This is a genomic window from Nostoc sp. PCC 9305, from assembly GCF_963920915.1.
GTDB lineage: Bacteria > Cyanobacteriota > Cyanobacteriia > Cyanobacteriales > Nostocaceae > Nostoc.
Window position 1 is genome coordinate 1 of the sequence record NZ_CAWUDN010000110.1, and the last position, 26660, is coordinate 26660.

The window sequence follows — 26660 nt, forward strand, 5'->3', positions numbered from 1 at the left end:
GTAGCTTTGGCGGGGTGGGGTTCTTCGGGTTTAATAAGCAATCAAGCGGACATGACATAACATGGTTATGCCCTCACTGTATCTTGTATTCAAAATAATTACGCTGATTTTTCGACTCGCAAACCAAAGTACGTCAAAACAAGCTCAGTTGAGCCACTATTGACAACTTCGTGTACTTCTCCCGGTTCGATAGCTACGCAGTTTCCCGGAAGCAAGGGGTATTCTGTACCATCAATGTGAATTACTCCTGAACCAGCTTCTACAAAAAATACTTCGCACATATCTTGATGCGCGTGTGCTGGTGCGCTTTGTCCAGGAGCAAAACGTGCTTGAGAAAAGTTAGTCAGGTGAGGTAAATCGCCGAAGCGTAACATCACCTTTTTCTTGATTTCGGCATTGTGAGAAACCGACTCTTCAGGCAATTCTTTCAGGGAAGTGGTAATCATTCGGGTCTTAAATCATTAGATAATTCCACAATACCCCTAGACCCATCAATCCTCACTCGTTGACCATCTTGCAAGATCCATGTAGCACCGCGAACATCCATCACTGCGGGAATTCCATACTCACGAGCAACGATCGCACCGTGAGAAAGTCTTCCTCCAGCTTCGGCAATTAATCCTCCAGCCCTTAATAACAATGGGGCCCAGCCGGAATCCGTGTACGGCACTACCAGAATCGTATCTCGGTCGATGTCTGGAATCTCTTGTAAATTTCGCAACACTTTCACCCTACCTTCAGCTTGCCCATGACTGGCTCCAATGCCTTGTAAAATTTGGTCAGAGTAGAGTTCAGAGGGAGCTAAGGGGTGAGGAGGTGTATGGCCGTAGACTAAAAGAGGTATTTGAATAATCTCGCTATCTTGGACAAATTGCGATCGCCTAAATTCTACTAACTTATCTAACTGCTCTATTAAGCTGGAATCTTCATCTCCAATTAGACGCCGCACTTCATCAAAGTTGAGAAAAAAGATATCGCCTGTTTTCTTGAGTAAACCAGACTCTAACCAAATCTTCTCTAAAGCCACAAAACTCCAACGCAATTCAGCTAAAAGTCGGGAATAAACTTCGGTGACTCGTCCTTTGATATCCACGCGCCGTTGCACAAAAGAGCGTTTGCGTTTACCAGCAAAGATACTATTAATCGCGTCTTTAGCGCCTGCTTGTGGTTCGTTCCCCTGCATTAACTGCACAAACATTTGCTGAATCATCTGGGGATTTTCACGCCAAGTGGGAACGGAGATATCGGTTCCTACTTCGCTTAAGTAGCCGTAATCTTGCAGCAATTCGTTAAATGCTTGGAGGATTTTCTCTCCTTCGGGGGTTTGCTTTAATTGTTCAAATACTTGCTGTGGCTCAAACTCAACCAATACCTGCTTGGCATCTGTTGCGATCGCACTGAGCGATCGCAGTGCCGCTACCTCTGGGGTGACGCTATGATCGATTTGCCTATCCTTTACCCGAAAAATCGACTGTCTCAGGGCAGCACTCAAGGGAGCTAAAATGCTGTAATACGTCCCATGACGCAGCAACTCCAGAATAAAATCAACTCTTGCCAACAACGCCGGTGGTTCCAAGCTATCTATATCTTCCTGCGCCAACTGCGACAACCCAGGAATGAACCGTTTGTGATAATCTTCCTTGAAGTCCTTTTCTAAACTGAATTCTCGCTTCAGCAACTTCCCTAGTCCTGGCAAATTTTCCCAAGTTGATTGCAAGGACGGTTTACTTAACTTAGCTCCTCTGGTTAAAAATTCCAGACTTTCCGGCGGTAGTCCCATGCGGAGAAAAATGTCTCCTAAGAGGGAGGCATTAAAGTAGGCTCTGGAATAGTGTAGAGTTGCTGTTTTGGCGAAATCTAACCCCAAAGCGCGATCGCCTAAAACTAAAGTAAAAAATTCTCCCCAAACTCCACAAGTTAAGGGACGATTGATTGACCATGTTAAGGGGTGAATTACTCCAGGAATCACTTCAGCAGCGATTTTGCGTGTCCATATAGGTAACAGAGTGGTTATCGGTCGAGATTGCAACACCCAAAGCGTTTGCCCGTCATAACTCCACTCGATATCTTGAGGAGTGCCATGATAACGTTTTTCGAGTCGGTAAGCTAAGTATGCAACTTGTTTGATTAATGATTGTGGGACTCGTCCTTCACCCTCTAATTGTACAGAGTAAGAATTTTCTGTTTCAACGACAAAAGCGCGATATTGTTCTGGTGTGACTTTTCCCGAAACGACTTGCGTTGCGCTGCCTGGAAGGGCTTCAATGATGATTGCATCACCTTGTTGGGTAATGGGATCGCGGCTGAAAGCGACACCAGAATATACACTCTGGACTTGTTGCTGAATCAACACAGCCATTGCTGTATCATTTAAACCGCGATCGCGCCGATATTGGACAGCAGATGGATGATTGTAGGAAGCTTGAACTTGAGCGATCGCTGATTGTAGTGCCTCTGGGCTAGTAACATTTACAACTGTTTCATACTGTCCAGCAGCAGAAGCCTGTTCTGAATCTTCTCCAATAGCGGAGGAACGCACCACCAAGGGAGATAATTCTGATGGCTGGAGAAATTCTGTTAACCCTTCTGGATTGTCGATAGGTGCTAGTACCCATCCCTTCGGCACTGGATAGCCCCAGCGCTTAATTTGAGATAATGTCGCTGCCTTTTCTCCGACTATGGCAGCATTCAACTCTTCATCTAAAGAAACCATTGTGCGATCGCCGCGTAAAAATTCCAACATCGCTTGCGATTCTGTTTGTGCCTCTTGGGCTGGCAGTTTCATATCATCAGGAATTTTGGTGTAAATCCAGCCCATTAAACCAGCTAAGGCCACAGCAGCAAATATTCTGGGAATATCGCTAAAGTGCAGAAGTGCCACAAACAAAGGAAAAAGTAGCAAAACCCCAAATTTGACTAACTTTCTTGATTGCAGAATTGTAAAAGCAATACCTGCAAAGAAAGATACAAATATCGCAACCAGTGGATCGTGTACGACAAATCCCCAGACAACATTTGTCGTACCTGCTCCTCTGCCTATCCAATATCTACCGATTACCAGAGCGATTAGGGCAAGCAATTCCCAAGACGATCCATCTGGGAAGAAAATGCGGGTGAGTAAGACTGCCGCAACTCCTTTAAAAGCTTCTGACAAGACTGCCAGAATTCCGACAATTTTACCGCCATGATAAAAAGCAGCTGATACACTAATATTTCCTGTACCAACTTGTGATAACTGCTTCCGTTTGAGGGCGTAAGTTATCCATGCAATCAGGGGTAATCCGCCCAAAAGGGGGCAGACAATTAAAATAACTAAGATACCCCAAGGTTCAAACATTCTGGATTTTGGATTTTAGATTTAAATTTTCCATCTAAAACCTCAAATCTAAAATTTTGCTGAAATTTTTGATGGTTATTAGGGGGGGCTTTTTCAAAGAGAATTCAGGAGTCAGGAGTCAGAATTCAGAATGATGGCTAAGGCATAAACACGGGGGTTTAAAAACAATCCAAATTATAGATTTAGAAGTCTACAATCAGCTAGTGGTTTGAATCCCACAAGGAAAAGCATTCTGAATTCTGGATTCTGGATTCTGGATTCTGGATTCTTCTTCAATGACTAGTTGCTAAATGGACACTTGGCTAAGACGGAAACCGTTTAAGACAAGTGTCCTTCTAGACTACTAATGGTTTTAGTTTAGCGCATAGGCAGCTTGCAGCGCCCAGATTACGAGAGCAGCGATCGATCCCAGAAGCAACACGGTAGAGATAGTGACTACTTTTGGGGAATCTGCTCCCTTAAATTTCATAATTCCGCGATTTAAGTCGGACACAGCTTTGTAATCCTCTGTTGTTGGAGCATGAAATATTTGTCCGTTTTGATTGTAGTCCTTCTATTTGCGGATGACGTTAAATTCACTTTAAAAATTTAGGACTGGGGAGTGGGGATAAGGGGACAGGTGATAGGTGATAGGTGATAGGGAATAACCTGTACCCTCTAACCTGTACCCTATTCCCTTCTTCAATGCCCAATCCCCCAGTATCATTGAAAAGCAACTCAGTATAAGAGGGTGTGAGTAGGTGAAAATAGCACTGAGCGTAATTTTGGCGGTGGTTGTGGGATTGTTTTTAGTAATCGAGATCGGACTGCGATCGCTATTTGGTTTCGGTAATCCCCTGATTTATATTGGCGATGAGCAGATTGGTTATTTGTTGGCTCCTAACCAACGCACCCGTCGTTTTGGTAATCGCATTGAAATTAATGAATATTCTATGCGAGGTAGTCCGATAAAAAAGATACCTGCACCTTCTGGGCTGCGAATTCTCCTCTTAGGTGATTCTATTGCTAATGGTGGTTGGTGGACTGATCAGACTAATACAATATCTAGTTTGATGATGCGTTCTCTAGCATCATCCACTAATAGTAATTATCAGGAAGTAGAAGTGCTAAATGCTTCAGCTAACTCTTGGGGGCCAAGGAATGAATTAGCTTATTTAGAGAAGTTTGGCAATTTTAACGCGCAAGCAGTGGTGTTATTAATTAATACCGATGATTTGTTTGCTACTCCTCCTACTTCATTACCAGTAGGACGCGATCGCAATTATCCAGATCGTAAACCTCCCCTGGCATTAGTGGAAGTGTGGCAGCGTTATATCGTCAAGCAAAAGCCAATACCAGAACTGCAAGCCGTGCAAAATGAATCAGGCGATCGCGTGGGGATTAATCTGGAGGCGATCGCTAAAATTCAAGCCTTGACTCGCCAATCCAACAGCAAATTTCTGCTAGTGATGACTCCTTTACTACGAGAAATTGGTGAACCAGGCCCCCGCGATTACGAAATAAAAGCACGTCAGCGCTTGAGCGATTTTACCAAAGCACAGCAAATTAACTATATAGACTTTTTACCGAACTTCAATTCAACTACCAACCCCCAAGGTTTGTTTCACGACCACATCCACCTCAACTTGCAAGGAAATAAATTTGTCAGTGAAGTTATGGAGCGATCGCTTTTGGAAATATTGGGAGATTCCTCACTTCGCCACTAATATTCGTGTTTTAGCTAGATTTCTGAGTATCTCTAACCAAATTATTTAACTCTTCCTGCATTTGACTTTGAACTATTTCATAACAAGCATTCACATAGTTACGATCTCTAGCTGCATCTTGACCATATTTTTCAAAAGTAATTGGATGACAGACGCGAGTGTGAATCTGCACAGGTAGAGGAATATTGGGCAGAGGGCCAATAGACAAGCCCCAAGGCAAACCTAAGTAAATTGGGAAAACTCCAGGGTCTATTTGATATAACCACGGCAATCCCCATTGATGCAATTGTTTGACGAAATCATAGCAATCACATAAGACTATCAAGCTATCATGAGCGCCTACCGAGATTACAGGAATAATCGGAACTTCTTGTTTTAAAGCCAGCTTAACAAAGCCCTGATGACCGGCAAAATGAATTTTATAACGTTGGCTATGAGGACGAAACATATCATATTGTCCTCCAGGATATACCAGAACGCTAGCACCGCGATCGAAAGCCGCACTAGCCATTTTGGGATGTGCAACAATTGCTCCGAATTTCTGGGCTAATTCTGCTATTTCTGGACTCACTTTCCAAGCGGAAGGATGCATTAGACCATACACCAAACGCTCGGTTCCAAATCTAGAAAACCAATCGTACATCATCATTATTAAATCTGGAGAAGCCATTCCCCCATTATGAGATCCAACCAGTAGTACTTTTCCTGTTGTTGGGATGTGATGCCATCCATCAGTTTTTACTTGAAAGTAATAACGGTAAAACCATTCCCATACAGGCATCAATGATTCAATAAACTGAGCATCTCGCTGTGTTAATGACTGATGAATCTTTTTCGATAATTCTGATGTTAAGCAATTGTCAGCGCTGACAGAAATTTTCTCTACCTGTTTTGGAAATTCCATAATTAATCGCCACATCTTCCATCACTCTTGCCAGTATCTCTGCAACTGCTCTAAATTTCAATGCGCCAAAGATTTTTTCACTTTCTCAACAAGATTGATACTAGCCTTGGTGGTTTATTTTTATCTTTTTCATGCCACCATTCTTTGAAGTCCTCAACTAGGAAGCCATGAACTTTTGCTGTATTAAAAAAGTCTGACAAATGATGTACAAATGCAGGAATTTCAATGACATCTTGCTGTCTTTGAAAATTAGCTTTTGTTCCTTGATATTGCTTGAATGGATGAAGCTCACAGATAAAAAAGTATCCTCCTTTGACTAATACACGAAATGCTTCTGAAAATATCAAGCTGAGGTCTTCGATATGTTCTAGAACAAGATTACAAGTGACCAAATCGGCAGACTCATTGCCACAAGTCCATTGCTTAGTGATGTCTTCTGTAAGAAACACCACATTAGTAGCCCTCACTTTCTCTTTCGCCTTTTCGATCATCTGTGCTGAAAAATCGATCGCACAAACTTTCAGAGCAATTTGTGAAAGCAAAAGCGTATTTTTACCTGTGCCACAGCCAATTTCCACGACTGATTTACACCTCAAACCCATCAAAGTTTCTCTGGTGACAGTTTGATCGAGATCGCGCGTCAGATTTTCGTCAGCATCGTATGTGGCTGACCAATTATCGTATGCTGCTTGAATACTCATATAGCCTCATTTTACCGAGCAAAGGGTATCGTGCGATCGCAGAGTCCGAGTAGAAGTGCTGCCGCCAGTGCCGCTATTGTCCGAACGTGGTTCCAGAACGTCCAGTTGGTAAGGTATTTAGCCCATAGGTTCGCGCCTTCAGTGCTATCTGGTTTGGCGATCGCTAACGCATCATTTAGTGGTACATTAAACGCGATCGTCACTAGAACGGTGCCAATGAGATAGAGCAAGCTACCAACAAGCAAATAGGCAGCGCCGGGTTGATGCCACTTTAACACCGAGGAAATCGCTAGAAAGATGCAAGCCATAGCAGTTCCGAAGAGTGCCAACATGAATAACGGATTGATTGCGGTGATATTGATGGATTGCATAGCGATAATGCCCTCCTTTGGCTGGAGTCGTGCAAGGGCATTCATCACGAAAGTTGAGAAGGCAAAGAAGACGCCAGCCACCAGCCCGCAACCTAGTGCTGTGAAAAGCGTCAAAGGGAAGCGTAAATTGTCAACAATTACCATAAAGCCTCCTGTTAATTACTGCCCAACACCTTATTCGCAGATAGCGTTATGTCACAATCCGCTTGGGTTAAAGGTTATTGGTGTAAATGATTGGTCTTTCAAGACGCGATAAATCGCGTCTCTACAATCTGGGTTTTGGATTGATCCGATCGGACATCATATTATTTTATTTGCTGTTGCTCCCACAAGCACTCTTGTTACTTTGTGGCGACCCAAGCAGTTTGTTTTACGAGCGATGGCTGCGCCAACACCTCCGGTGAACGCACTGCTTGCGACAATGTATTTACAACCTTTGGACATTAACGATCTACAGACTACATTACTGTGAATTTGAAACAAATATCTTAGCTGTATAGCTTGGCAAGTCAGTAACTAAACCATCCTCTCCAGATTTCACTTCTTGATTACTAACCCAATCTCGCCAATACTTAGCAGTTGGGAAGTCTGAAATTTTATATTGATTTAGGTTTTGGTCGGAGAAATTTACCACCACGACAACATGAGAATTCTGTTCATCCCAACGGGTGTAAGCCAGCACTTTCTCAGCTGCATTTTCGTAGAAAAACTTAATATTGTCACTTTGCAAAGCTGGATTTTGCTGGCGTAGAGCAATTAGCTTTTGATAATACTCAAATAAATCATGATTCTGGTCGCTTGACAATAAAGACCAAGTAATCTTCTGCGGCTTAGTCACATCTTCGCTTTTTTGTTGATATTCGCCAAACTCTTCTCCCATCCATAGCATCGGTATACCCATCGCTGTCATTAACACAGCAGCTGCTAATTTGGCTCGTTCAAATGCGGCTGCGTCAAAGATGCCGCAATTGCCTAATTCTCGTAATACACGTTCGCGATCGTGGGTTGCCAAATAATTAATTACATTGGTTGCGATCGCATAACCCTGCTGTTTGGGATCTAAAATTTGCTTGAGTTGTTCTAATTCAAATGATTTACCACAAATATATGGAACTAGAAAGTACCGAAAACTCTCATGCCAACAAGCATCTAATGGGCCATCTGGCTTGACTACAGTATTTGTATCGGGAATATGTTCAGCAATGTTATAAAACTGTTTGGGTGCAGCATGGTTTTTCGCTTCCTTAGTCAGCCAGTTGAGAAATTCAAAGTTAGCCAATTGCCGCACTGCATCAAAGCGAATTCCATCAATGTGATACTCTTGAATCCAAAACTTTACCACATCGCCGATGTATTCCCATGCAGGTTTAATATTTAAGTTTTTGTCGTAATTATCATAGTTAAACTCTGGCCCCCAGTAATTATCTGGGTCTTCAGGATAATGTTTATGTTCGTAGTACCAGTAATTTCGGTCAATTAGTATTAAAGGACATTCTTCATCTGTATGGTTATAAATTCCATCCATAAAGACGCGGATGCCTCTACTATGACACTCGTCAATCAACCGCTTCAAATCTTCTGTTGAACCGTAACTAGATTCTGTAGCAAAGAAGTGGCGAACTTTATAGCCCCAGTTATAATCACCAGGGTACTCATTAACTGGCATTAATTCAATTGCATTAATTCCCAATTCGCAAAGATAATCTAACTTAGCAATTATCCCTAAATATTTGCCTCGCTCGTGAGAGCCAACTTCATCACCAGTAAAATCGGCAACGTGCATTTCGTATATGACTAATTTCCGATTGTCAGGCAACGTTATTTCATCGTGTTGCCAAAGGTAAGTATCAACAATGCGTTGACCATCTTGAATGCGTACTATGCTATATTTTTCTATTTCATTAACATCTGTTGCTTTGGGATCAATGACATCTATCCATTCATCAACTGCAAAATTTGGGCTTTTGGTTTGAATGCGAAATTTATATTGATAAATGCCATCTTCCAGTTTAATTTTAGTGCGAAAATAACCATCTTCACTTTTTGACATGGGAATTTCTTGCCAATCTGAAAAAGACCCAATTAAAGATGCTCCTTTGTTACGAGGAGCAAATAATGTAAATTCAGTTAGATTTGACATTTTCACACGTTTAAATTTTAGCTAGTTCTAGTCACTAAAATTATTGTGTAATATAAAAGAGTTTGCAGCTTCTTTCTTAAGTATTATCAATATTTTCCTAATGTGCTGGACTTCAACCAGATATTGCGATCGCTATGATTATAGGGATGCAATGACTATTTACCAATATCTTCATTCCAAAGTTCGGGGTTAGTTTCAATAAACTCACTCATCATTTGTTCGCACTCATCAAGATTAAGATCGATAACGTCCACACCGTGAGATACCATAAATTCTTTAGCACCAGGAAAAGTTCTAGATTCTCCAGCGATGACTTTTTTAATGCCAAATTGTACCACTGCCCCAGCGCACAGGTAACATGGCATTAAAGTTGAATAGAGTGTAGTACCTCTATAACTGCCAACTCTCCCAGCATTGCGGAGACAATCGATTTCGGCGTGGGTAACAGGATCGCCGTCTTGCACGCGTTTATTGTGTCCTCTGCCGAGAACTTTGCCATCCTTGACGAGAACCGAACCAATAGGAATTCCACCTTCTTGTCTGCCTTGTTTTGCTTCTTGAATTGCAGCTTCCATAAACTCATCCATATAATTCTCCTTTTATGACAAAACAACTCGTATTAATGGATCACGATGGCGGTGTAGATGATTATCTGGCAACTATGCTGCTGTTGACAATGGATCGTATTGAACTCCTTGGTGTTGTCGTCACTCCAGCAGATTGCTATATTCAACCAGCTGTTAGCGCCACACGTAAAATTATCGATTTGATGGGATTTTCTCATATCCCGGTAGCAGAAAGCACCGTGCGCGGTATTAATCCATTTCCTACTCTCTATCGCCGTGATTCGTTTATCGTTGACCATCTTCCCATTCTCAACCAAAGCGAAACCATCACTACGCCTTTGGTTGCTGAAACAGGTCAAGATTTCATGATACAGGTGTTACGTGACGCATCAAGTCCCGTGACATTGATGGTAACTGGGCCGTTGACGACGGTAGCCGCAGCTTTAGACAAAGCACCGGACATTGAAGCCAAAATTTACAAAATTGTGTGGATGGGGGGTGCATTGAATGTAGGTGGTAATGTGGAAAAAAGTCTGGAACCTGGACAAGATGGTTCTGCCGAATGGAATGTTTATTGGGACGCAATTTCAGCAGCGCGGGTATGGCAAACCCAAATTGAAATCATTATGTGTCCTTTGGATTTAACTAACAATGTCCCAGTCACATCGGAGTTAGTATACAAAATGGGACGACAACGCCACTATCCCATCTCTGATTTAGCCGGACAATGTTATGCACTAGTTATTCCCCAAGATTATTATTTCTGGGATGTGTTGGCAACGGCTTATTTGGGACATCCAGAATTTTATCAATTGCGCGAATGGGAAACAGAAATTATCACCACTGGTCTGAGTCAAGGGCGTACTAAAGTAGTTTCTGGTGGTCGGAAAATATATGCAATGGATAAGGTAGATAAAGAGGCTTTTTATGATTATATCTTGCGACAATGGGCAAGATAAAAACTAAAAATTAAACTTAAAAGTTAGCTGTGTTGAGAAATTACGACTATAGTTGGTTGCATTGTCTTTTCTTGACTCTGCTTTACTTTATGATGAACAACTACTATGGAATATGAGCAAATTAAGTATGAATTAAAAAACTCCACTACCTTGAAGCTTTTACGAAGCGATAACGCCGCTCTAATTCTGAGTTTTTTTTACAACCAGTTTAAGGTAACTCAGCGCATTTCTATTACTCAAGAAGAGTTAGAAACTAAACTGGGTAACTATCTGGAGTTTCTACAAGACGTTTATCCAGATTTTGCTCCTCGATCGCCTAAACAATATCTCAGCCAATGGTGTGATGACCAGCTTTTGAGGAAAACGTTTAACAGCAGTGATGATCCAGTATTTACACTAACTCCGGCTGCTGAGAAAGCGATCGCGTGGTTAGAAGACCTGAAGCGGCGAGAAGAGTTTGTGGGAACTGAATCTCGCTTCTTGCAGATTTTTTCACTCTTAAAGGAAATTCGCGATCGCAGTACAACGGACATCGAGACGCGAATTACTCAACTGGAACAGGATCGCGATCGCATTCAACAAGAAATTGACCAGATTCGTAAGACAGGAATGGTTGATCCCTACAACCCGACACAACTGCAAGAACGTTTTCGTCTGGCAAACCAAGTCACCACCCAGTTAATCGCAGATTTTAGTGCAGTTGAGCAAAAATTTCGCAGTTTAACTCGTACCGTACAAGAAGCTCAACTTCAGCAAGATACTCGCAAAGGAACAGTAATCAGTCGAGTGCTGGATGCAGATCAGGAATTGAAAGATTCTGAGCAAGGGCGCAGTTTCTATGCATTCTGGAATTTCCTCATGTCAACCAGCAACCGACAGGAACTAAAATCTCTGATTCAAAAGATTTATACCCTAGAAGAATTGCAGCCATTAACTCAGGAGTATGGGCTACTGCGTCGGATTGAGCGCATTTTGATTGATAGAGGAGAATACATCGTGCAATCCAATCATCGACTGGCAGAAAAACTACGTCAGATGTTGGATGAACGCAATCTCATGGAAAATCGACGTGTGGCTGAACTGATTACCGAAGTGCAACGCCTTGCCTTACAAGTTGCAACTCTTACCCCAGCAGAGCCAGATTTTTGGGTATTAGAAGGCGAACCAACCGTAAATCTGGTGATGGCACGTCCTTTGCATCCACTGGAGGAGTCAGAAATGCCGACATTCTCAATGGATTTCAGTGATTTACCAGAAGTCATGCTGGATGAGGAAATTACTGCACTTTATCAGCAGTTTTATGTGGATGAGGAGACGTTGGTACAACGCATTGAACGAACACTCGAACAGCGAACAGAAGTATTGCTGACAGAACTGCTCCAACTCTATCCAGTCACGCAGGGATTACCGGAGATTGTTGCGTATCTGGCGATCGCCACTCAATCTGATCGCCATTTAATTAATACCAGTACAATTGAAGCGATCGTAATTACAAGCCTAGAGCCAGAAAAGCAGTTCCATCTGACCTTACCACAAGTTATCTTTCACCGTTAACTGCCCAAACAATGCAACCTCAACCGCCTCTATCCTATGCACACGTCATTCTCAAACTTTTGCGGGGAGCTATTTACAGTGATGATTCACATTGGGAGCAATTGCAAAGTTATTTAACTCCAGTTAAAGAATATTTTGGCAAGATTGGTCTGCAAGTCCGACATTACGAAACTGAAGGATTTGCCTACCTGGAACAACCCGATCCTGACCCGGAAGACCAAACTGAAGCCCTTCCCCGGCTAACCGCCCGCCATAAGTTGAGCTTTAAAATCACCGTTTTATGCGTATTGCTGCGTGAACAACTGCGACAGTTCGATGCCAGCGATGCTACAGGGCGATTGGTTCTTGGTATAGAAAAAATCCGAGATTTGTTACAACCCTACCTACCTGAAGGGAATAATGAGGAAAGATTTCGGCGCGAGGTGGATGGACTGGTGAAGCAGGCGATGGAATTAGGATTCCTAAAACGCCTGTCTGGACAAGATGAAAATTACGAAGTGCGTCCCATCCTCAAAGCCAAAGTTGATGCTGATACCCTCGAACTCCTGAAACAAAAGTTAGCAGCTTATGCAACTCGTCCTGCCGATTGAACAAATGGATGATTTCAATGACAAAGCGCTGGCAGGTTTTTGCCTCCAACGCTTTGAAGTGCTGAATTGGGGAACCTTTGACCAACGCCCTTGGGTACTAGATTTGCAGGGAAATATTGCTTTGCTGACTGGAGCAAACGGCTCAGGAAAATCCACGCTGGTGGATGGATTGCTGACATTACTTGTTGCAAATCAACGCCGGAATTATAACCAAGCTTCCAGCATGACTGGCAAAAAAGAGCGGCATGAGAAAAGCTATGTTCAGGGGGCTTACAGTCACACTCGTGATGAAGAATTCCATCGTTCAAAATCCAAAGTACTGCGAGACAAAGGAAAACCTTCGGTGTTACTTGGCTATTTTAGCGATCGCCTGAGCAAACAAGATGTGACGCTGGCACAGGTGCTATGGATGGAAGATGGCTCGGTGCGAAAGTTCTTTGTTGTTGCGGATGCCGAGTTAACAATCGCCTCCCATTTCACCCAATTTACTCGGATTGCAGACTTAAAAAAACAACTCAAAGCACTCGGTGCAGAAACGTTTGATAAATTTGTGGACTATAGTCAGCAGTTTCGTAAACGCTTTGGTTTGGAATCTGAAAAAGCATTAGATTTGTTCAATCAAACAGTCAGTATCAAAGAGATTGGTGGATTGAATGATTTTGTTCGCAATCACATGTTAGAGAAAGCGGATGTGCAAACCAAAATCCGTGAGTTGCAAGAAAGTTATGAGAACTTAACTATTTCCCATACTGCAATTCAGAATGCGCGAAAACAGTTAGAGGCACTTTTGCCACTAACAGCAGAAGCAGAAAAATATACAAAACTGAAAAAAGAAGTTGCAAAGTATCAGGAATCTAAAGACGTTGCCCCTGCCTTCTTTGCTCGTAAGAAACTTGATTTGTTAACTCAAGAACTGCAAAAAATTGAACAAGATTTGACTCAGTTGCGACATCAACGAGTCGAAAGCGATCGCCGCTTATCAGAACTGCGCGATCAAGATAAACAGTTATACTCCGCCATCGATAAAGATAGTGATGGGCAACGCTTACAGGAACTAACACGGGAAATAAAGCAACGCCAGGATGAGGTTAAGACCAAACGCCGTCAGGCAGAGGACTACGATCGCCTCGCCCAACTCCTGAACCTTACTCAGTACACTGATCGCACCACTTTTTTCGCTAATAGAACCCAAGGAGAGGAACTTAAGCGCGAAATTGATACAGCGTTACAAAAATTAGAAGCACAACGAGATCAACAAATTTTGCTTCGCAGTGATTTGCAAAAACAGCAGGCTAAACTCAACGATGAGCTAGAATCGCTTCGCAGTCGCAAGAGCCAGATTCCTAAAAAGAGTCTAGATATCCGCGATCGCCTTGCCCGTGACTTAAACTTAGATGATACCGATCTGCCATTTGTCGGAGAACTCTTGCAAATCCGCAAAGAAGCAGAGGAATGGGAAGGTGCGATCGAGCGACTACTCGGAGGGTTTGGTTTATCTGTTCTTGTTCCTGAAGCACACTACCAAGCAGTCAATGCCTATGTAAATCAGACCGATTTGAAGGGACGTTTAGTTTACTATCGCGTTACTGCTTCAACTCCCAATCCAACACAACGCGCTTTTGAACCCCATCACGTTCCCCACAAGTTAGAAATCAAGGAAGATAATGGCAGATTCTCCCATTGGTTACGCGATCAATTAGTGCGCCAGTTCAATTATGTCTGTTGCGATGAAGAGCAGTTCCAGCATGAAATCCGTGCCATTACTCGCACTGGACTGATTAAACATGGCAAAGAACGCCACGAGAAAGATGACCGATCTCGGATTAGCGATCGCAGCCAGTACATTCTGGGTTGGAATAATGCCAGCAAAATCAACGCGCTAGAAATTGACTTAATTCAGTTTAATAAACAACTTGCTCAGATTGAGAAAGAAATTCAATCGCTAAATAGTCAGCTTCAAAAGCGCCGTCAACAAACATCCTCGCTAGAAAATTTCATGAGATTTACCGACTTCAGCGAAATCGATTGGCGCTCGGTTGAACTTGATTGCCAAAATCTACAGAAACAAAAGCAGCAGCTAGAAGCCAGTTCTGACCATCTTAAGCAATTAAAAGCGCAACTTCAGTCAACCCAGGAAGAAATAGCCCAAGTTGAAAAACGACGCGAAGCCTTGATTCGAGAAATTCAGACTTTTGAAAATCGGCAAGACAAAGCCAAAACTGAGCAAAACAAATGTCAAATTAAACTTCAATCTGTTGCTGTCTCAGAAATTGATGAATTTGCGACGCGTATGGCAGTAAAACTTAGGCAGTACACGATTACACTAGAAGCGATCGCTCAAGATGAGTCAGACTTGCAAAAATACCTTGAGCAAGAACTTCGCCAAAGAGAGCGACAACAGGATGACTCCCGTAGCGCCTTGACTATACGAATGCTCAACTTTAAGAATGCTTTTCCTGAAATAACAGTAGAACTGGCAACAACGCTTGATTTTTTAGAAGAATATCTGAAGCTAAAAACTAAAATTGAGCATGATGATTTACCTCGTCACGAAGAACGGTTTAAGCGTTTGATGACTGGGAAAGTTATTGAAGCAATTGTAGGATTTAAGGGGCAATTGGAGAAACAAGAAGAAGAAATACAGGAAAATATTGATGAGCTAAATAAATCTTTACGACAAGTTGATTACACAGACTCTACCTACATCGAGTTGTGTTATGAACCAAGTCGTAATCGGGAAATTCGAGATTTTAAGCAAGATTTAAACATTTGCTTGGGTGATGTTGCTCACCAAACTGCTGAAGACAACGAGCAACGTTTTCACAATATTCAAACTCGTCTCATTGAAAGGTTCCAATCACAGGAGCAGCGTTGGACAAACTTAGTAACAGATGTCCGAAATTGGCTTGACTTTTCAGTCAGTGAACGCTATCGGCCAGACAATATTGAGAAAGAGCATCACACCGACTCATCAGGAAAATCTGGAGGACAGAAAGTTAAATTAGCATACACTATTCTGGCATCAGCGATCGCTTATCAGTTTGGTTTAAATCAAGACACTGCAAAAAACAAATCCTTCCGGTTTGTCGTTATTGACGAAGCATTTAGTAAATCAGATGACAATAATGCTCGTTATGCAATGGAACTATTTAGAAACCTGAACCTTCAACTATTGGTCGTTACTCCCAAGGATAAAATTAATGTAATTGAGTCATACATTTCTAGTCTTCATTTTGTATCTAATACACTTGAAGGTAACTTCTCCAGTATTACTCCTATCTCAATTGAGAAATATCGACAAAAGCGCCAGCTTACCTTAAGTGAAAGTCATGATTAGTCCTGTTCAAATTTTACAAAAAGCTGATCGTCTTTATCCATTCTTTCTCAGTTCAGTGATTACAGAAGATAAATTTTTTCCAATCGAGTTTTCAATTGGTTCTCTTCCTAAAGATTATCTTGCTTTGCGAGAAGCTGTTACTCAGTTAATCAGCAAGTCTAAACAGGATTTAGGCTATGGCTACACAGTTGACCTGAAAACTCGTAAGCTCCATAAACTTGGACAGCAGTCTTTGCCTCAACGCATTAGTATAGACACAGAACAGGACTATTTAAAACTGCTAAAAAAGGAGAAATAATTCTTAAAATTCAAGGCAGATATAAAATTAATTCGCTCAGAAGTTCCTGAACTGAATTGCTGGCTTGATCGCAACCCTCTGAAAGTAATTGAATATAGCGATCGCTGGAGTGATTTACTAAAGGTTTGCCGATACTTTCAATGTAATCCACAACCTCATCTTTATATTCGAGAATTGCCTATTCAGATTCACACTAAATTTATCGAACAGAATAAGGGTATTCTTAGCAATCTTTTAGAAGCTATCCTACCTACTGAACTGCTTTCGTCAGTAGAAAGGGAGAAAGAATATACTTTTGAAAAGCGATTTTCTCTCAGGTATCGTGAGCCTCTCATCCGATTCAGAATTTTAGATCAAGCATTAAAAGCTAAGTATGACTTTCCGCTTTCTGACACAAGTACCCCTATTTCCGAGTTTAGACAACTTAATTTCAAGGCGCATCGCTTCTTTATTGCTGAAAATTTGATGAATTTTCTAACCCTACCTGCTTTAGAAAACAGCTTTGCGCTATTTGGTAGCGGATACGCTATTCAAATATTGAAATCGGTAAACTGGCTGGCCTCTTGTCCTATCTTCTACTGGGGTGATTTGGATACTGATGGATTTAAGATACTATCTCAACTCCGCTCTTATTTCCCTCAAACTATTTCCATAATGATGGATGTAAAAACGTTTGAAACTTTTAAAGAATTTGCTGTTACTGTTGCAGAATCAACTGCCGAAAAGTTACCTTATCTAACTCCTGAAGAACAAGCTTTATATTCGTATCTTTCTCTCCACAATAAACGCTTAGAGCAAGAACGTATTAGTCAAGATTATGTCTATCAATACATAAATAGTTCGTGCGTTAGGATAGCTGACTGAGGCAGGGAGCAAAATACCAAAAAGTTACATTAATACTAATGAGTGATAAACTTTAAACCTAAGAAGAGAGCCGCTATAGTTCCTGCAACAGAAATCTCTCCTTGAATAATTTTATCTAAAACTGATTCTACAGGAATTAATACAACTTCAATTTCTTCTGTAATATCTAGTTGTTGCTCTCCAACTTTGCTCACATTCTCGGCTAAAAATAAATGTATTTGATTGGTATCTTTACTCGGCTTATCGTATAAAGTTCCGATTTTTCTAAATTCTTGGGGAATATAACCAGTCTCTTCTCTTAGTTCTCTAATTGCTGCTACTTCTGCACTCTCTTTTGTCGGGTCAAAATTGCCTGCCGGCAGTTCCAAAAAAAATTCACCCACGGCGTGTCTATATTGCCGGACAAAAATTATCTCTTTGCTACTAGTAATAGGTAAAACCATCGCAACGTCAGGCTTAATACTGACAAAATAATCATCTATAATTTTACCATTCGGTAATTCTATTTCATCTTGCCTTACCTGACACCAAGGATTATCTAAAACCATTTTTGATTTTAAAATCTTCCATTTTTTTAAGTTGTTCATAAATAAAAATAATGTATAAAAACTTTAGTCATTAATCAATGAATGTAAAAAAGTATAACAGATGCATCCGATAATCTAAATTTTGAACTTACACTGGCTTTTGCGATAACATAATATGTAAAATAAGTATGCAAATAAATGTAAATTTATTTACAGTAAACAAGAGATTTCCGTTAACCATTAGTCGAGGCACAACGGCACAGACAACGAATGTATGGGTGAAGATTTTATATGATGATATCGAAGGCTGGGGGGAAGCATCGCCCTTTGGTGTGGGTAATCATCGGCAATCAACTGATGCAATCAAAGATGCCCTACAGGAAGTTGTGCCTCTTTTACAAACATTCAGCCCCTTACAACGTCAGGAAATTGAGCAAGTTTTAACACAAAACCAAGTTCCTTCTGCTGCAAGAGCTGCGTTGGATATGGCAATGCATGACTGGTTGGGTAAGCGCGTAGGTTTACCTTTGTGGCAACTTTGGGGACTCGATCGCAATCAAATAGTCCCGACTTCAGTCACAATTGGGATTAATTCACCTGAAGGCGCTAGGGCGAGAGCGCGAGACTGGTTAAAATTTACCGATGTCCGTCTTTTTAAGGTGAAGCTAGGTAGTCCAGATGGCATAGATGCAGATAAAAAAATGCTCTTGGCAGTGCGAGAAGAAGCACCGGAACTAGAATTTTTTGTTGATGCTAATGGGGGTTGGAGCTTGGAGGATGCGATCGCAATGTGCAATTGGCTAGCAGATTTGGGTATAAAGTATGTAGAACAGCCATTGCCACGGGGAGAAGAACCAAGTTTAGCAAAACTCAAAGAACACTCTCCCCTCCCCATCTTTGTCGATGAAAGTTGTTTCACCAGCGCCGATATTCCCGATTTGGCAAACTACGTAGATGGTATTAATATCAAACTGATGAAATCAGGGGGACTAACAGAGGCAATGCGAATGGTACATACAGCACGAGCATATCGGTTGCAAGTAATGTTCGGTTGCTATTCTGACAGTTCGCTAGCTAATACAGCAGCATTACAGCTGGCACCACTAGCTGATTATTTAGATTTAGATAGTCACCTGAATTTAATTGATGACCCTTTTACGGGTGCATTGCTAAAAGCAGGAAGAGTTTTGCCAAACGATTTACCAGGCTTGGGAGTACAACACAGTGCGTCTATCACTTAATCAACGAGTAGCTATCTTGCTTCATGAAGGGACTATTGGGACTCATGGCAAAACAGGGCTAGCAATTTTACGTTACAGTGAAGCCCCAATTGTAGCTGTAATCGATCGCGAGTGTGCTGGTAAATCCCTACCAGAATTAACAGGTCTTAAGCGTGATGTGCCGATTGTGGCATCGGTAGCCGCAGCCCTAGAGTACAAACCGGAAGTTTTAGTAATTGGTATTGCTCCAGGAGGTGGTGCTGTACCAGATGATTACTGGCTAGAAATCAAAGACGCTTTAGAAGCGGGAATGTCTTTGGTGAATGGTTTACATACACCAATGGCAATTATCCCAGAATTAAATGCACTGCTCAAACCAGGGCAACTAATTTGGGATGTCCGAAAAGAACCGTCTAATATTAGTGTTGCTAGTGGAATGGCACGCACCCTTCCATGTCGGCGGGTGTTGACAGTGGGAACCGACATGGCGATTGGTAAAATGTCAACTAGTCTAGAGTTACATTGGGCGTCAAAACTGCGGGGCTGGCGTTCTAAATTCCTCGCCACGGGGCAAACTGGAGTGATGTTAGAAGGAGACGGCGTGGCTTTAGATGCCGTGCGGGTAGATTTTGCCGCCGGTGCTGTGGAACAAATAGTTATGCGCTATGGCAAAAACTACGATATCTTGCACATTGAAGGACAAGGTTCACTGTTACACCCTGGTTCAACGGCAACTCTACCCCTAATCCGTGGTTCGCAACCAACCCAACTGGTGTTAGTACATCGGGCGGGACAAGTTCATGTACGTAATCATCCCCATGTAATCATTCCACCTTTAACAGAGGTGATTCGGCTTTATGAAACTGTCGCTAATGCCGGTGGTGCTTTTGGAAACGTTTCTGTAGTGGGTATAGCGCTGAACACAGCCCATTTAGATGAGTCTGCGGCTCAAGAAAGCATCGCTCAAACAATAGCAGAAACGGGGCTACCTTGCACCGATGTAGTCCGCTTTGATGCTAATGTGCTTTTGGACGCGGTGATGAATAATTAGGTGCTGTAGAATACTTTAACGCTACACTCCTGAGAGAAAACTGGTTCCGACACCGGAAGAAGTGGCACAACACGAGAAGGAACGCAGCGATCGCTTGGGAGCAAAACTGCGAGAATTAAATATAGATCCAGATACCATTTAACTTCCCCGCTGTCTTGCTTGTGCCTGTTGGCTCAAATGCTATGGATCTTCAGGAAAAACCCATTTTGGCGGTTCTGCCATTTTTTTCCGCAGACGTTCTTGTGCCAACTCCAGCATTTTGTCTAAAGGAGTCTCTTCAATAAATTTTGCGGCTGACTCTCTAAACTCGATATTGGGGCATTTATCCCCTAAAACACACCCGTTAACACAGGCTACAGCGCAGTTGATCTTTTGCTCCACAGTACATTCCTCTCTCTAAAAGTTATGAGTTATAAGTTGGGAGTCATGATTTTCATCTCTAACTCTTCACTCTTAACTCTTTACTATCAGGCATGACCTACAGATAAATTTTACCTTGCCGGTTGCCATCCCATTAGTCTGAATACTTACCATTTAGAAACTTATGAGTTATGAGTTATGATTTTTACTCCTCATTCTTAATAAAGGGCGCTCATGTCAGAACTGTTTGCTACTACTGGAACTATAGCCGCGATCGCCACTGCTGTTGTCCCCCAACAGGGTAGTGTTGGGATTGTGCGGGTGTCTGGTTCTCAAGCAATGGCAATCGCCCAAAGTCTCTTTCATACACCAGGGCGACAAGTTTGGGAAAGTCACCGGATTCTCTACGGTTACATTCGCCATCCTCAGACGCAACAAATAGTGGATGAAGCCTTGTTGCTGATTATGAAAGCACCCCGTTCTTACACCCGTGAAGATGTTGTGGAGTTCCATTGCCACGGGGGAATTATGGCAGTGCAGCAGGTATTACAACTGTGTTTGGAAAATGGAAGCAGACTAGCGCAACCGGGAGAATTTACTCTCCGCGCCTTTCTGAATGGACGATTGGATTTAACTCAAGCCGAAGGTATTGCCGATTTAGTGGGAGCTAAATCGCCCCAAGCCGCTCAAAGTGCCTTAGCTGGTTTACAAGGAAAATTAGCTCATCCGATCCGGCAGTTACGCGCTAACTGTTTGGATATTTTGGCAGAAATTGAAGCTCGGATTGATTTTGAGGAAGACCTTCCTCCGCTGGATGATAAAGCGATTGTATCAGAAATTGATAAAATTGCCGCAGAAATAACTAGGTTATTGGAAACCAAAGATCAAGGTGAGTTGCTACGCACTGGTTTAAAAGTGGCAATTGTTGGGCGTCCGAATGTGGGTAAGTCGAGTTTATTGAACGCTTGGAGTCGGAGCGATCGCGCGATTGTGACTGATTTACCCGGTACAACCCGCGATGTGGTGGAATCGCAGTTAGTTGTCGGGGGAATTCCCGTACAAGTGCTAGATACAGCGGGGATTCGGGAAACAACAGACCAAGTGGAAAAAATTGGCGTCGAGCGATCGCGTCGTGCCGCCAATGCAGCTGATTTAGTTTTGCTTACCATCGATGCTTCCGCAGGTTGGACAGAAGGCGATGAAGAAATTTATGAAAAAGTACAACACCGTCCGTTGATTCTAGTGATTAACAAAATCGATTTATTAGAAGAAAGCAAAAGAACAACTCTTCAATCCCAAATCCCAAATTCCAAATCTAAAATTTTCACAGCCGCAGCCCAAAATCAAGGTATCGACGCTTTAGAAACAGCAATTTTAGAAATAGTTCAATCGGGTAAAGTCCAAGCTGCTGATATGGATTTAGCCATTAACCAAAGGCAGGCAGCAGCCTTAACTCAAGCTAAAATATTTTTAGAACAAGTACAAGCAACAATTACCGAGCAGTTACCGCTTGATTTTTGGACAATTGACTTACGGGGTGCAATTCAAGCTTTAGGAGAAATTACTGGAGAGGAAGTAACAGAATCAGTTTTAGAGAGGATTTTTAGTAAGTTCTGTATTGGTAAATAACCTAGAGAAGTATCAATTAAAAAAACTTGTACTATTTATGTCTAATTTTTAACTATTATAATATATGATGCTTGATACAATTCCAGTTAAAGTTCTTGGTTGTCTTAGACCAGGCATAATCACAGTTATAGCCTTTCCCGGTGCAGGAATGTTAGATGGTGGGTTACTAATGGAGTTACCAACCGAAATAATTCCGGTAGAGCTACGAATGCCAAATAGTGAATTTATAGTAATTTGCAATAGACAAAGTGGAGAGTTTACACAAGTGTTGTCAAAAGATTCATCCAAATAACATTATGTATGTGGCCATTTATTCAAGAAATAATCGTTGAATATCGGCTGAAGCTTCTGATTTTTGAACCAATCAAAGAAGAGGTTTTACTATGAAAAGAATAAACTACCGTGAATTAGTGCAGACAATCCTGAAACGTCATTCAATTCACCACTCAAATAATGATACAGAAGTACAGTTAATTTTTGATACAGAGCGTGACCATTATCAAGTTCTTCATTTGGGATGGGAAGAACTGAAGCGGAAGTTTACTGAGTTTGCAGCAAGTTAGGCAAAATAACTGTATGAGTTATAAGTTATGAGTGATGAGTTCAAAATTCATAACTCATCACTTATAACTCATAACTCATAACTCATTTTCTGTAGCGATCGCTCTTGGGATATTGCTAACAGTTGCCAGTTGCACTGTAAAGGTAGAACCTTCAGATAATTTACTTTTTACAGAAATAGATCCACCACAGCGCAGTAGCAATTGCTGTATTATCGTTAACCCTAAACCAGCACCACCATAATCTTCGGTTGCTGTTGTACGCACGCGATAAAACCGATCGAAGATTTTGGGAATTTCGTTTTCGGCAATACCGATACCTGTGTCGCGGAATTCTAATTGGACATAATCGCCTTGACTACGGGCACGCACCCATACTTGACCTCCATTAGGGGTAAACTTAAGGCTGTTGTGCAGCAGATTAATCACAATTTGCCTCAGCTTACCACTCACGCACCAAACAGATGGGAGTTCAGTCGGTACGGTGTAGGCTAGCATAATTCCTTTTTCTTGGGCTACAGGTTGGTAGGTACTAACTACTCCAGGTACTATATCTGAGAGACGCACCAACTCCAAAGTCGTCCCCTCCAAATTCTGTTCTAGCTGCACCAGTTCTAAGAAACCAGTAATCAGGGAGTTTTGCTGATCGCACTGGGTATTTAACATCTGTAAATAACGTTGTCGTTGTGGGGGTTTAAGATTAGGGGAATTTAATAACGAAAGTGCTGTTTTCATGTGCGTCAAGGGTATACGTAGTTCCTGACAGACATTTTTCAGGTATTCATCTTTGAGTTGCTCTTTGTTGTGCAGTTCTTGATTTTGCTGCTCCAACTTATTAGTGCGTACTGTGATGATTTGACGATTAATTTCATCTTGTCGGAGGAGTTGTTTTGCCAACAATTGATTCATAAGTGCGCCTTGAGGCACGGTTGGACAAATAAAACTAGCAGGTAAAATTGAGGATGATTCTGGTGCAATCGCTTGTTGAATACTATTTAATACCTGCTGAATTACTCTCCCCTCAACAGTAGTTATAATCAGCAACGGCTGGTTTTTATTAGTATTTATCTTCCCCAATGTCTGATTTTTGCGTTTTTTAAGTGGTCGATGAGCCAAAATTAAACTGCAAAACTGTGGCGATAACACCATCAGAAAGTTTTCCCGTCGCATTTGGCTATCTGGTGGTAGATGAACGGGGACATAATTAGCTGATGGGGATGAGGGAGATGAGGAGATATTTAATCTTTCCTCTCCCTTGTCTTCCCCTGCTTCCCCTTTCCTACTCTCTTCAATTTGGCAAGTATAAATGAGACTAGACGCACCTACCGAGGATTGATAACGCGCTAATTCTGATTGCCAAATTTTATCTGGTGGTAGCTTCACCCAGAGAGTGGCTGCAATTTGCTGCTCAATGAGTAAGTCAATTTGCGCTCTCACCAGTGATAGCAGAGTAGCAGGACTGAGGGACAATGGTTTCGGAGGCGCTTGCACTCCCATAACCAGTTGATAAACAGACAGATCCTTAGCCAGAGAAACATTCATGAGTCAAGCACAACTTGGATGAAGCAAGAAATAATTCTGTCTTCGATTCTCACCTTTATGTGTGCATTTTTTACAAAATCACCACGGAAAGAAATATTAACTATAAAAAAGTCTACCCACGAGGGAGCAGGGGAGCAGGGGGAGATGAGGGACAGGGGAAAAGGTTAAAGGGGAAAGGGTAAAGGGATAAATTTAACCTTTCCCCTTACCCCTTTCCCTTTCCCCATCCCCAATGCCCCATGCCCAAATTAATGTATGTTCAGTCTTTGCTGTAAAGCGTCGCGGGCGTGTTCTCGGTCGTCAAAATGGATTTTTTCGGTGCCGAGAATTTGGTAGTCTTCGTGACCTTTACCAGCAAGCAGCACTCCATCACCGGGTTGTGCTTGTAAAATAGCGGTACGAATTGCGATCGCCCGATCGCAAATTACTGTTGGCTGTACTGTGCCAGCTATTCCCGCCAAAATATCTTGCAAAATCCTTTCTGGATCTTCAGTTCGGGGATTATCTGATGTCACTACTGCCACATCAGCTAACTCAGCAGCGATTTTACCCATTTTTGGGCGCTTAGTGCGATCGCGATCGCCTCCACAACCAAATACACAAATTACTTTGCCAGGTATAAACGGACGCGCAGCTTTCAATAAATTTTCCAAGCTATCGGGCGTGTGGGCATAATCCACAATCACGCTAATATCTTGCTCAGTACTAATCTGTACCCGTTCCATCCGTCCAGGAACTCCAGGAAACTCAGGTATCACAGCTGCCACTAACTGCAAATCTAGCCCTAAGTGCAAAACTGCTCCTACGGCTGCTAAAAGATTTTCTAAATTATATTGTCCGACTAGAGGCGATCGAAAAGCTACATCACCTTTTGGTGTATGTAATGTCCCACTAACACCATTTGGCTGGTAACTTAAATCGCTCATCCATAAATCAGCGCTGTTGTCGTTGACGCTGTAACTCCAAACCCGTTGGGAATCTAACGAGGCAATTAACCGCTTCCCGTAGGAATCATCAGCATTAATTATTGCCCGTCCCTTGAGATAATCAGGGCTAAATAATAACGCTTTGGCAGCAAAGTAATCTTCCATATCGCTGTGATAGTCGAGATGGTCTTGAGTAAGATTACTAAATACCGCCACCTCAAATTCACAACCCAACACTCTACCTTGAGCCAAAGCGTGAGAACTGACTTCCATCACCCCGAACTCACTTCCAGCCTTTACCGCCTCTGCTAGCTGCTGTTGCAGTTCCACTGCAAAAGGGGTAGTGTGGGCAGCAGTTTGCTCAAAACCTGCCCAACGAGTGTAGAGAGTTCCCATCAAAGCTGTAGCCAAATTAGCTTTGTTGAGTAGAAATTCAATTAGATGAGTAGTTGTAGTTTTGCCATTTGTACCAGTTACGCCTACCAACTTGAGTTTTCGCCCTGGATAACCATAAAAAGCACTGGCTATCTGCGCACAAGCTTGAGTAATGTTACTGGCACTAATGACCACAGCCTGATTTGTGGGAGGATTTTTTTGTGCAGCTTCGGGAGAAACGATCGCAGCTACAGCCCCCGATGCGATCGCACTTTGCCAAAATTCCCCACCATCAACCCGCGTTCCTGGCATCCCAATAAACAAATCTCCCACACGACAAGCATGAGAATTCGTCTTTAAACCCCTAACTTCCACATCTTCCATTGGATAACTAGGCAATTGCTCAACACTGTCTACCGCTGTTAGTAATTCCCGCAATTTCATTTTGTGAACCTCGTCACATTCTTGATCTTGCGCTTATTCTGCATTATTTTTTTCTAATTGGCTAAATATTTACGCAACATTTGCTCCAACTGCTGCACGCTAGCACGAGGAGAAGGACGTGGCAATAATTTCTCACTCCCCTCTGCGTCCTCTGCGCCTCTGTGGTTCGATAAATAAAGCACTGGCACCTCATACTCATACACAGCAAACCAATCTTCACGAGTCGTAATATCCCTAACTTCCAACTCGAAATTGAGATTTTGGATTTGTTCTAGCTTTTCTTGCAAGCCTTCACATAAATGACAGCCGGGTTTACTGTATAAAATTAATTGCATTCTTGATTTGAGTTGGCGCAAGAAGTTATAAGTTTAGAATAACGTAGAAGCTTCTCTACGAGACGCTACGCGTAGCTTGCTTCCACGAAGTGGTACGGGTTGTCGCAGGCTACCGCAGAGGGCACGGAGTAGAAGAGTAGCCAATTTCAAAGTCACTCTTCCAAGCTTGGCTACGGTGTACACACATCTTTGTATAAAACCAAAATCGTTGAAGATCCCCCTAAATCCCCCGATAAATTGGGGGACTTTGACTCCGGTTCCCCCTTTTTTAAGGCTACCGTGTATACACAAGTCGGATGTAAAGTAGGTGCAATGCTTATTGTTCGTTGTGGACAAGTTGAGATTCAACGCCCCGATAAATTAG

Annotated in this window: 24 protein-coding genes and 2 pseudogenes; 13 read left to right on the forward strand and 13 right to left on the reverse strand. The window is 42.2% G+C overall.

Translation table 11 applies throughout. The annotated features are described in order from the left end of the window. Positions 1-98: 98 nt before the first annotated feature. The 3 genes from ACM0OX_RS29280 to ACM0OX_RS29290 all read right to left on the reverse strand — a co-directional run bounded on the left by ACM0OX_RS29280 (position 99) and on the right by ACM0OX_RS29290 (position 3830). On the reverse strand, positions 99-446 hold the full coding sequence (locus ACM0OX_RS29280) for a cupin domain-containing protein (RefSeq protein WP_414518515.1): 348 nt from the start codon (positions 444-446) through the stop codon (positions 99-101). Continuing rightward, entirely contained in the window at positions 443-3337 is a 2895-nt protein-coding gene (locus ACM0OX_RS29285; protein WP_414518516.1) for a glycerol-3-phosphate acyltransferase, read from the reverse strand. Before ACM0OX_RS29285 ends, ACM0OX_RS29280 begins: the two co-directional genes overlap by 4 nt. A 352-nt stretch (positions 3338-3689) precedes the next feature. Then, a complete protein-coding gene (locus ACM0OX_RS29290) occupies positions 3690-3830 on the reverse strand; it encodes a hypothetical protein (protein WP_190240958.1) in 141 nt (46 codons plus the stop codon). A gap of 247 nt (positions 3831-4077) precedes the next feature. Here ACM0OX_RS29290 and ACM0OX_RS29295 point away from each other — a divergent pair, with 247 nt between their 5' ends. Then, positions 4078-5043 (forward strand): SGNH/GDSL hydrolase family protein, encoded by a 966-nt coding sequence (locus tag ACM0OX_RS29295; protein WP_414518517.1) that lies wholly within the window; start codon positions 4078-4080, stop codon positions 5041-5043. 10 nt (positions 5044-5053) lie between these two features. On the opposite strand, the gene ACM0OX_RS29300 is transcribed toward ACM0OX_RS29295, so the two are convergent. The 5 genes from ACM0OX_RS29300 to ACM0OX_RS29320 form a co-directional block, all read right to left on the reverse strand. After that, positions 5054-5947: a lysophospholipid acyltransferase family protein gene (locus ACM0OX_RS29300; protein ID WP_414518518.1), complete on the reverse strand. Its 894-nt coding sequence runs from the start codon at positions 5945-5947 to the stop codon at positions 5054-5056. Between the two features lie 77 nt (positions 5948-6024). Then, complete coding sequence (locus tag ACM0OX_RS29305; RefSeq protein ID WP_414518520.1) at positions 6025-6648, reverse strand: class I SAM-dependent methyltransferase; 624 nt, start codon at positions 6646-6648, stop codon at positions 6025-6027. An 11-nt stretch (positions 6649-6659) separates the two neighbouring features. After that, positions 6660-7019 carry a DUF1772 domain-containing protein gene (locus tag ACM0OX_RS29310; RefSeq protein ID WP_414518521.1) on the reverse strand — a complete coding sequence of 120 codons (360 nt, stop codon included), beginning with the start codon at positions 7017-7019 and terminating at the stop codon, positions 6660-6662. Between the two features lie 463 nt (positions 7020-7482). After that, positions 7483-9159: an alpha-amylase family glycosyl hydrolase gene (locus ACM0OX_RS29315; RefSeq protein WP_414518522.1), complete on the reverse strand. Its 1677-nt coding sequence runs from the start codon at positions 9157-9159 to the stop codon at positions 7483-7485. Positions 9160-9314: 155 nt separating this feature from the next. Next, positions 9315-9746, reverse strand: coding sequence for a nucleoside deaminase (locus ACM0OX_RS29320; protein ID WP_334719626.1), 432 nt, complete (start codon positions 9744-9746; stop codon positions 9315-9317). Between the two features lie 14 nt (positions 9747-9760). On the opposite strand from ACM0OX_RS29320, the gene ACM0OX_RS29325 reads away from it, so the two are divergent. From ACM0OX_RS29325 to ACM0OX_RS29350, 6 genes and pseudogenes are all read left to right on the forward strand, one after another. Continuing rightward, a complete protein-coding gene (locus tag ACM0OX_RS29325; protein WP_414518523.1) occupies positions 9761-10684 on the forward strand; it encodes a nucleoside hydrolase in 924 nt (307 codons plus the stop codon). A gap of 105 nt (positions 10685-10789) precedes the next feature. Next, positions 10790-12238, forward strand: coding sequence for a DUF3375 domain-containing protein (locus ACM0OX_RS29330; protein ID WP_414518524.1), 1449 nt, complete (start codon positions 10790-10792; stop codon positions 12236-12238). 11 nt (positions 12239-12249) lie between these two features. Next, the gene (locus ACM0OX_RS29335; protein WP_414518526.1) at positions 12250-12828 is read left to right on the forward strand and encodes a DUF4194 domain-containing protein; all 579 of its coding nucleotides are present in this window, start codon (positions 12250-12252) and stop codon (positions 12826-12828) included. Beyond that, the gene (locus ACM0OX_RS29340; RefSeq protein WP_414518527.1) at positions 12806-16165 is read left to right on the forward strand and encodes an ATP-binding protein; all 3360 of its coding nucleotides are present in this window, start codon (positions 12806-12808) and stop codon (positions 16163-16165) included. The genes ACM0OX_RS29335 and ACM0OX_RS29340 overlap by 23 nt, the downstream gene beginning before the upstream one ends. After that, a pseudogene (locus ACM0OX_RS29345) lies at positions 16158-16640 on the forward strand (DUF3322 domain-containing protein); the annotation flags it as partial. The gene ACM0OX_RS29340 and the pseudogene ACM0OX_RS29345, both read left to right, overlap by 8 nt. Then, on the forward strand, positions 16638-17327 hold the full coding sequence (locus tag ACM0OX_RS29350; RefSeq protein WP_414518542.1) for a Wadjet anti-phage system protein JetD domain-containing protein: 690 nt from the start codon (positions 16638-16640) through the stop codon (positions 17325-17327). The pseudogene ACM0OX_RS29345 and the gene ACM0OX_RS29350, both read left to right, overlap by 3 nt. Before the next feature lie 35 nt (positions 17328-17362). Here ACM0OX_RS29350 and ACM0OX_RS29355 read toward each other — a convergent pair whose 3' ends face one another. Continuing rightward, positions 17363-17914, reverse strand: coding sequence for an NUDIX hydrolase (locus ACM0OX_RS29355; protein ID WP_414518528.1), 552 nt, complete (start codon positions 17912-17914; stop codon positions 17363-17365). A 128-nt stretch (positions 17915-18042) separates the two neighbouring features. Here ACM0OX_RS29355 and ACM0OX_RS29360 point away from each other — a divergent pair, with 128 nt between their 5' ends. The 3 genes and pseudogenes from ACM0OX_RS29360 to ACM0OX_RS29370 all read left to right on the forward strand — a co-directional run. Then, a complete protein-coding gene (locus ACM0OX_RS29360) occupies positions 18043-19095 on the forward strand; it encodes a dipeptide epimerase (protein ID WP_414518529.1) in 1053 nt (350 codons plus the stop codon). Next, the gene (locus ACM0OX_RS29365; RefSeq protein ID WP_414518531.1) at positions 19079-20125 is read left to right on the forward strand and encodes a DUF1611 domain-containing protein; all 1047 of its coding nucleotides are present in this window, start codon (positions 19079-19081) and stop codon (positions 20123-20125) included. The genes ACM0OX_RS29360 and ACM0OX_RS29365 overlap by 17 nt, the downstream gene beginning before the upstream one ends. A 22-nt stretch (positions 20126-20147) precedes the next feature. Further along, positions 20148-20267 (forward strand): annotated as a pseudogene (locus ACM0OX_RS29370) (Uma2 family endonuclease); the annotation flags it as partial. A 38-nt stretch (positions 20268-20305) separates the two neighbouring features. Here the strand turns inward: ACM0OX_RS29370 and ACM0OX_RS29375 are convergent. After that, positions 20306-20506: a hypothetical protein gene (locus ACM0OX_RS29375; protein WP_099101515.1), complete on the reverse strand. Its 201-nt coding sequence runs from the start codon at positions 20504-20506 to the stop codon at positions 20306-20308. Between the two features lie 213 nt (positions 20507-20719). On the opposite strand from ACM0OX_RS29375, the gene mnmE reads away from it, so the two are divergent. The 3 genes from mnmE to ACM0OX_RS29390 all read left to right on the forward strand — a co-directional run bounded on the left by mnmE (position 20720) and on the right by ACM0OX_RS29390 (position 22677). Beyond that, positions 20720-22114, forward strand: a complete 1395-nt coding sequence (gene mnmE, locus ACM0OX_RS29380) for a tRNA uridine-5-carboxymethylaminomethyl(34) synthesis GTPase MnmE (protein ID WP_414518533.1) — start codon at positions 20720-20722, stop codon at positions 22112-22114. A gap of 64 nt (positions 22115-22178) precedes the next feature. Then, complete coding sequence (locus ACM0OX_RS29385; protein ID WP_414518535.1) at positions 22179-22406, forward strand: hypothetical protein; 228 nt, start codon at positions 22179-22181, stop codon at positions 22404-22406. A 91-nt stretch (positions 22407-22497) separates the two neighbouring features. Next, positions 22498-22677 carry an element excision factor XisI family protein gene (locus ACM0OX_RS29390; RefSeq protein ID WP_414518537.1) on the forward strand — a complete coding sequence of 60 codons (180 nt, stop codon included), beginning with the start codon at positions 22498-22500 and terminating at the stop codon, positions 22675-22677. A gap of 75 nt (positions 22678-22752) precedes the next feature. Here the strand turns inward: ACM0OX_RS29390 and ACM0OX_RS29395 are convergent, their stop codons facing one another. The 3 genes from ACM0OX_RS29395 to ACM0OX_RS29405 form a co-directional block, all read right to left on the reverse strand. Continuing rightward, positions 22753-24216 (reverse strand): DICT sensory domain-containing protein, encoded by a 1464-nt coding sequence (locus ACM0OX_RS29395; protein WP_414518538.1) that lies wholly within the window; start codon positions 24214-24216, stop codon positions 22753-22755. A gap of 248 nt (positions 24217-24464) precedes the next feature. Further along, the gene (locus tag ACM0OX_RS29400; protein WP_414518539.1) at positions 24465-25961 is read right to left on the reverse strand and encodes a UDP-N-acetylmuramoyl-L-alanyl-D-glutamate--2,6-diaminopimelate ligase; all 1497 of its coding nucleotides are present in this window, start codon (positions 25959-25961) and stop codon (positions 24465-24467) included. A gap of 53 nt (positions 25962-26014) precedes the next feature. Beyond that, a complete protein-coding gene (locus tag ACM0OX_RS29405; RefSeq protein WP_414518541.1) occupies positions 26015-26296 on the reverse strand; it encodes a glutaredoxin family protein in 282 nt (93 codons plus the stop codon). Positions 26297-26660 lie beyond the last annotated feature (364 nt).

Excerpts from the sequence above, each read along its gene's own strand:
- ACM0OX_RS29280 (WP_414518515.1), bottom strand. The coding sequence starts at position 446 with ATGATTACCACTTCCCTGAAAGAATTGCCTGAAGAGTCGGTTTCTCAC.
- ACM0OX_RS29285 (WP_414518516.1), bottom strand. The coding sequence starts at position 3,337 with ATGTTTGAACCTTGGGGTATCTTAGTTATTTTAATTGTCTGCCCCCTT.
- ACM0OX_RS29300 (WP_414518518.1), bottom strand. The coding sequence starts at position 5,947 with ATGGAATTTCCAAAACAGGTAGAGAAAATTTCTGTCAGCGCTGACAAT.
- ACM0OX_RS29305 (WP_414518520.1), bottom strand. The coding sequence starts at position 6,648 with ATGAGTATTCAAGCAGCATACGATAATTGGTCAGCCACATACGATGCT.
- ACM0OX_RS29310 (WP_414518521.1), bottom strand. The coding sequence starts at position 7,019 with ATGCAATCCATCAATATCACCGCAATCAATCCGTTATTCATGTTGGCA.
- ACM0OX_RS29315 (WP_414518522.1), bottom strand. The coding sequence starts at position 9,159 with ATGTCAAATCTAACTGAATTTACATTATTTGCTCCTCGTAACAAAGGA.
- ACM0OX_RS29320 (WP_334719626.1), bottom strand. The coding sequence starts at position 9,746 with ATGGATGAGTTTATGGAAGCTGCAATTCAAGAAGCAAAACAAGGCAGA.
- ACM0OX_RS29325 (WP_414518523.1), top strand. The coding sequence starts at position 9,761 with ATGACAAAACAACTCGTATTAATGGATCACGATGGCGGTGTAGATGAT.
- ACM0OX_RS29330 (WP_414518524.1), top strand. The coding sequence starts at position 10,790 with ATGGAATATGAGCAAATTAAGTATGAATTAAAAAACTCCACTACCTTG.
- ACM0OX_RS29335 (WP_414518526.1), top strand. The coding sequence starts at position 12,250 with ATGCAACCTCAACCGCCTCTATCCTATGCACACGTCATTCTCAAACTT.
- ACM0OX_RS29340 (WP_414518527.1), top strand. The coding sequence starts at position 12,806 with ATGCAACTCGTCCTGCCGATTGAACAAATGGATGATTTCAATGACAAA.
- ACM0OX_RS29355 (WP_414518528.1), bottom strand. The coding sequence starts at position 17,914 with ATGAACAACTTAAAAAAATGGAAGATTTTAAAATCAAAAATGGTTTTA.
- ACM0OX_RS29360 (WP_414518529.1), top strand. The coding sequence starts at position 18,043 with ATGCAAATAAATGTAAATTTATTTACAGTAAACAAGAGATTTCCGTTA.
- mnmE (WP_414518533.1), top strand. The coding sequence starts at position 20,720 with ATGTCAGAACTGTTTGCTACTACTGGAACTATAGCCGCGATCGCCACT.
- ACM0OX_RS29385 (WP_414518535.1), top strand. The coding sequence starts at position 22,179 with ATGATGCTTGATACAATTCCAGTTAAAGTTCTTGGTTGTCTTAGACCA.
- ACM0OX_RS29390 (WP_414518537.1), top strand. The coding sequence starts at position 22,498 with ATGAAAAGAATAAACTACCGTGAATTAGTGCAGACAATCCTGAAACGT.
- ACM0OX_RS29395 (WP_414518538.1), bottom strand. The coding sequence starts at position 24,216 with ATGAATGTTTCTCTGGCTAAGGATCTGTCTGTTTATCAACTGGTTATG.
- ACM0OX_RS29400 (WP_414518539.1), bottom strand. The coding sequence starts at position 25,961 with ATGAAATTGCGGGAATTACTAACAGCGGTAGACAGTGTTGAGCAATTG.
- ACM0OX_RS29405 (WP_414518541.1), bottom strand. The coding sequence starts at position 26,296 with ATGCAATTAATTTTATACAGTAAACCCGGCTGTCATTTATGTGAAGGC.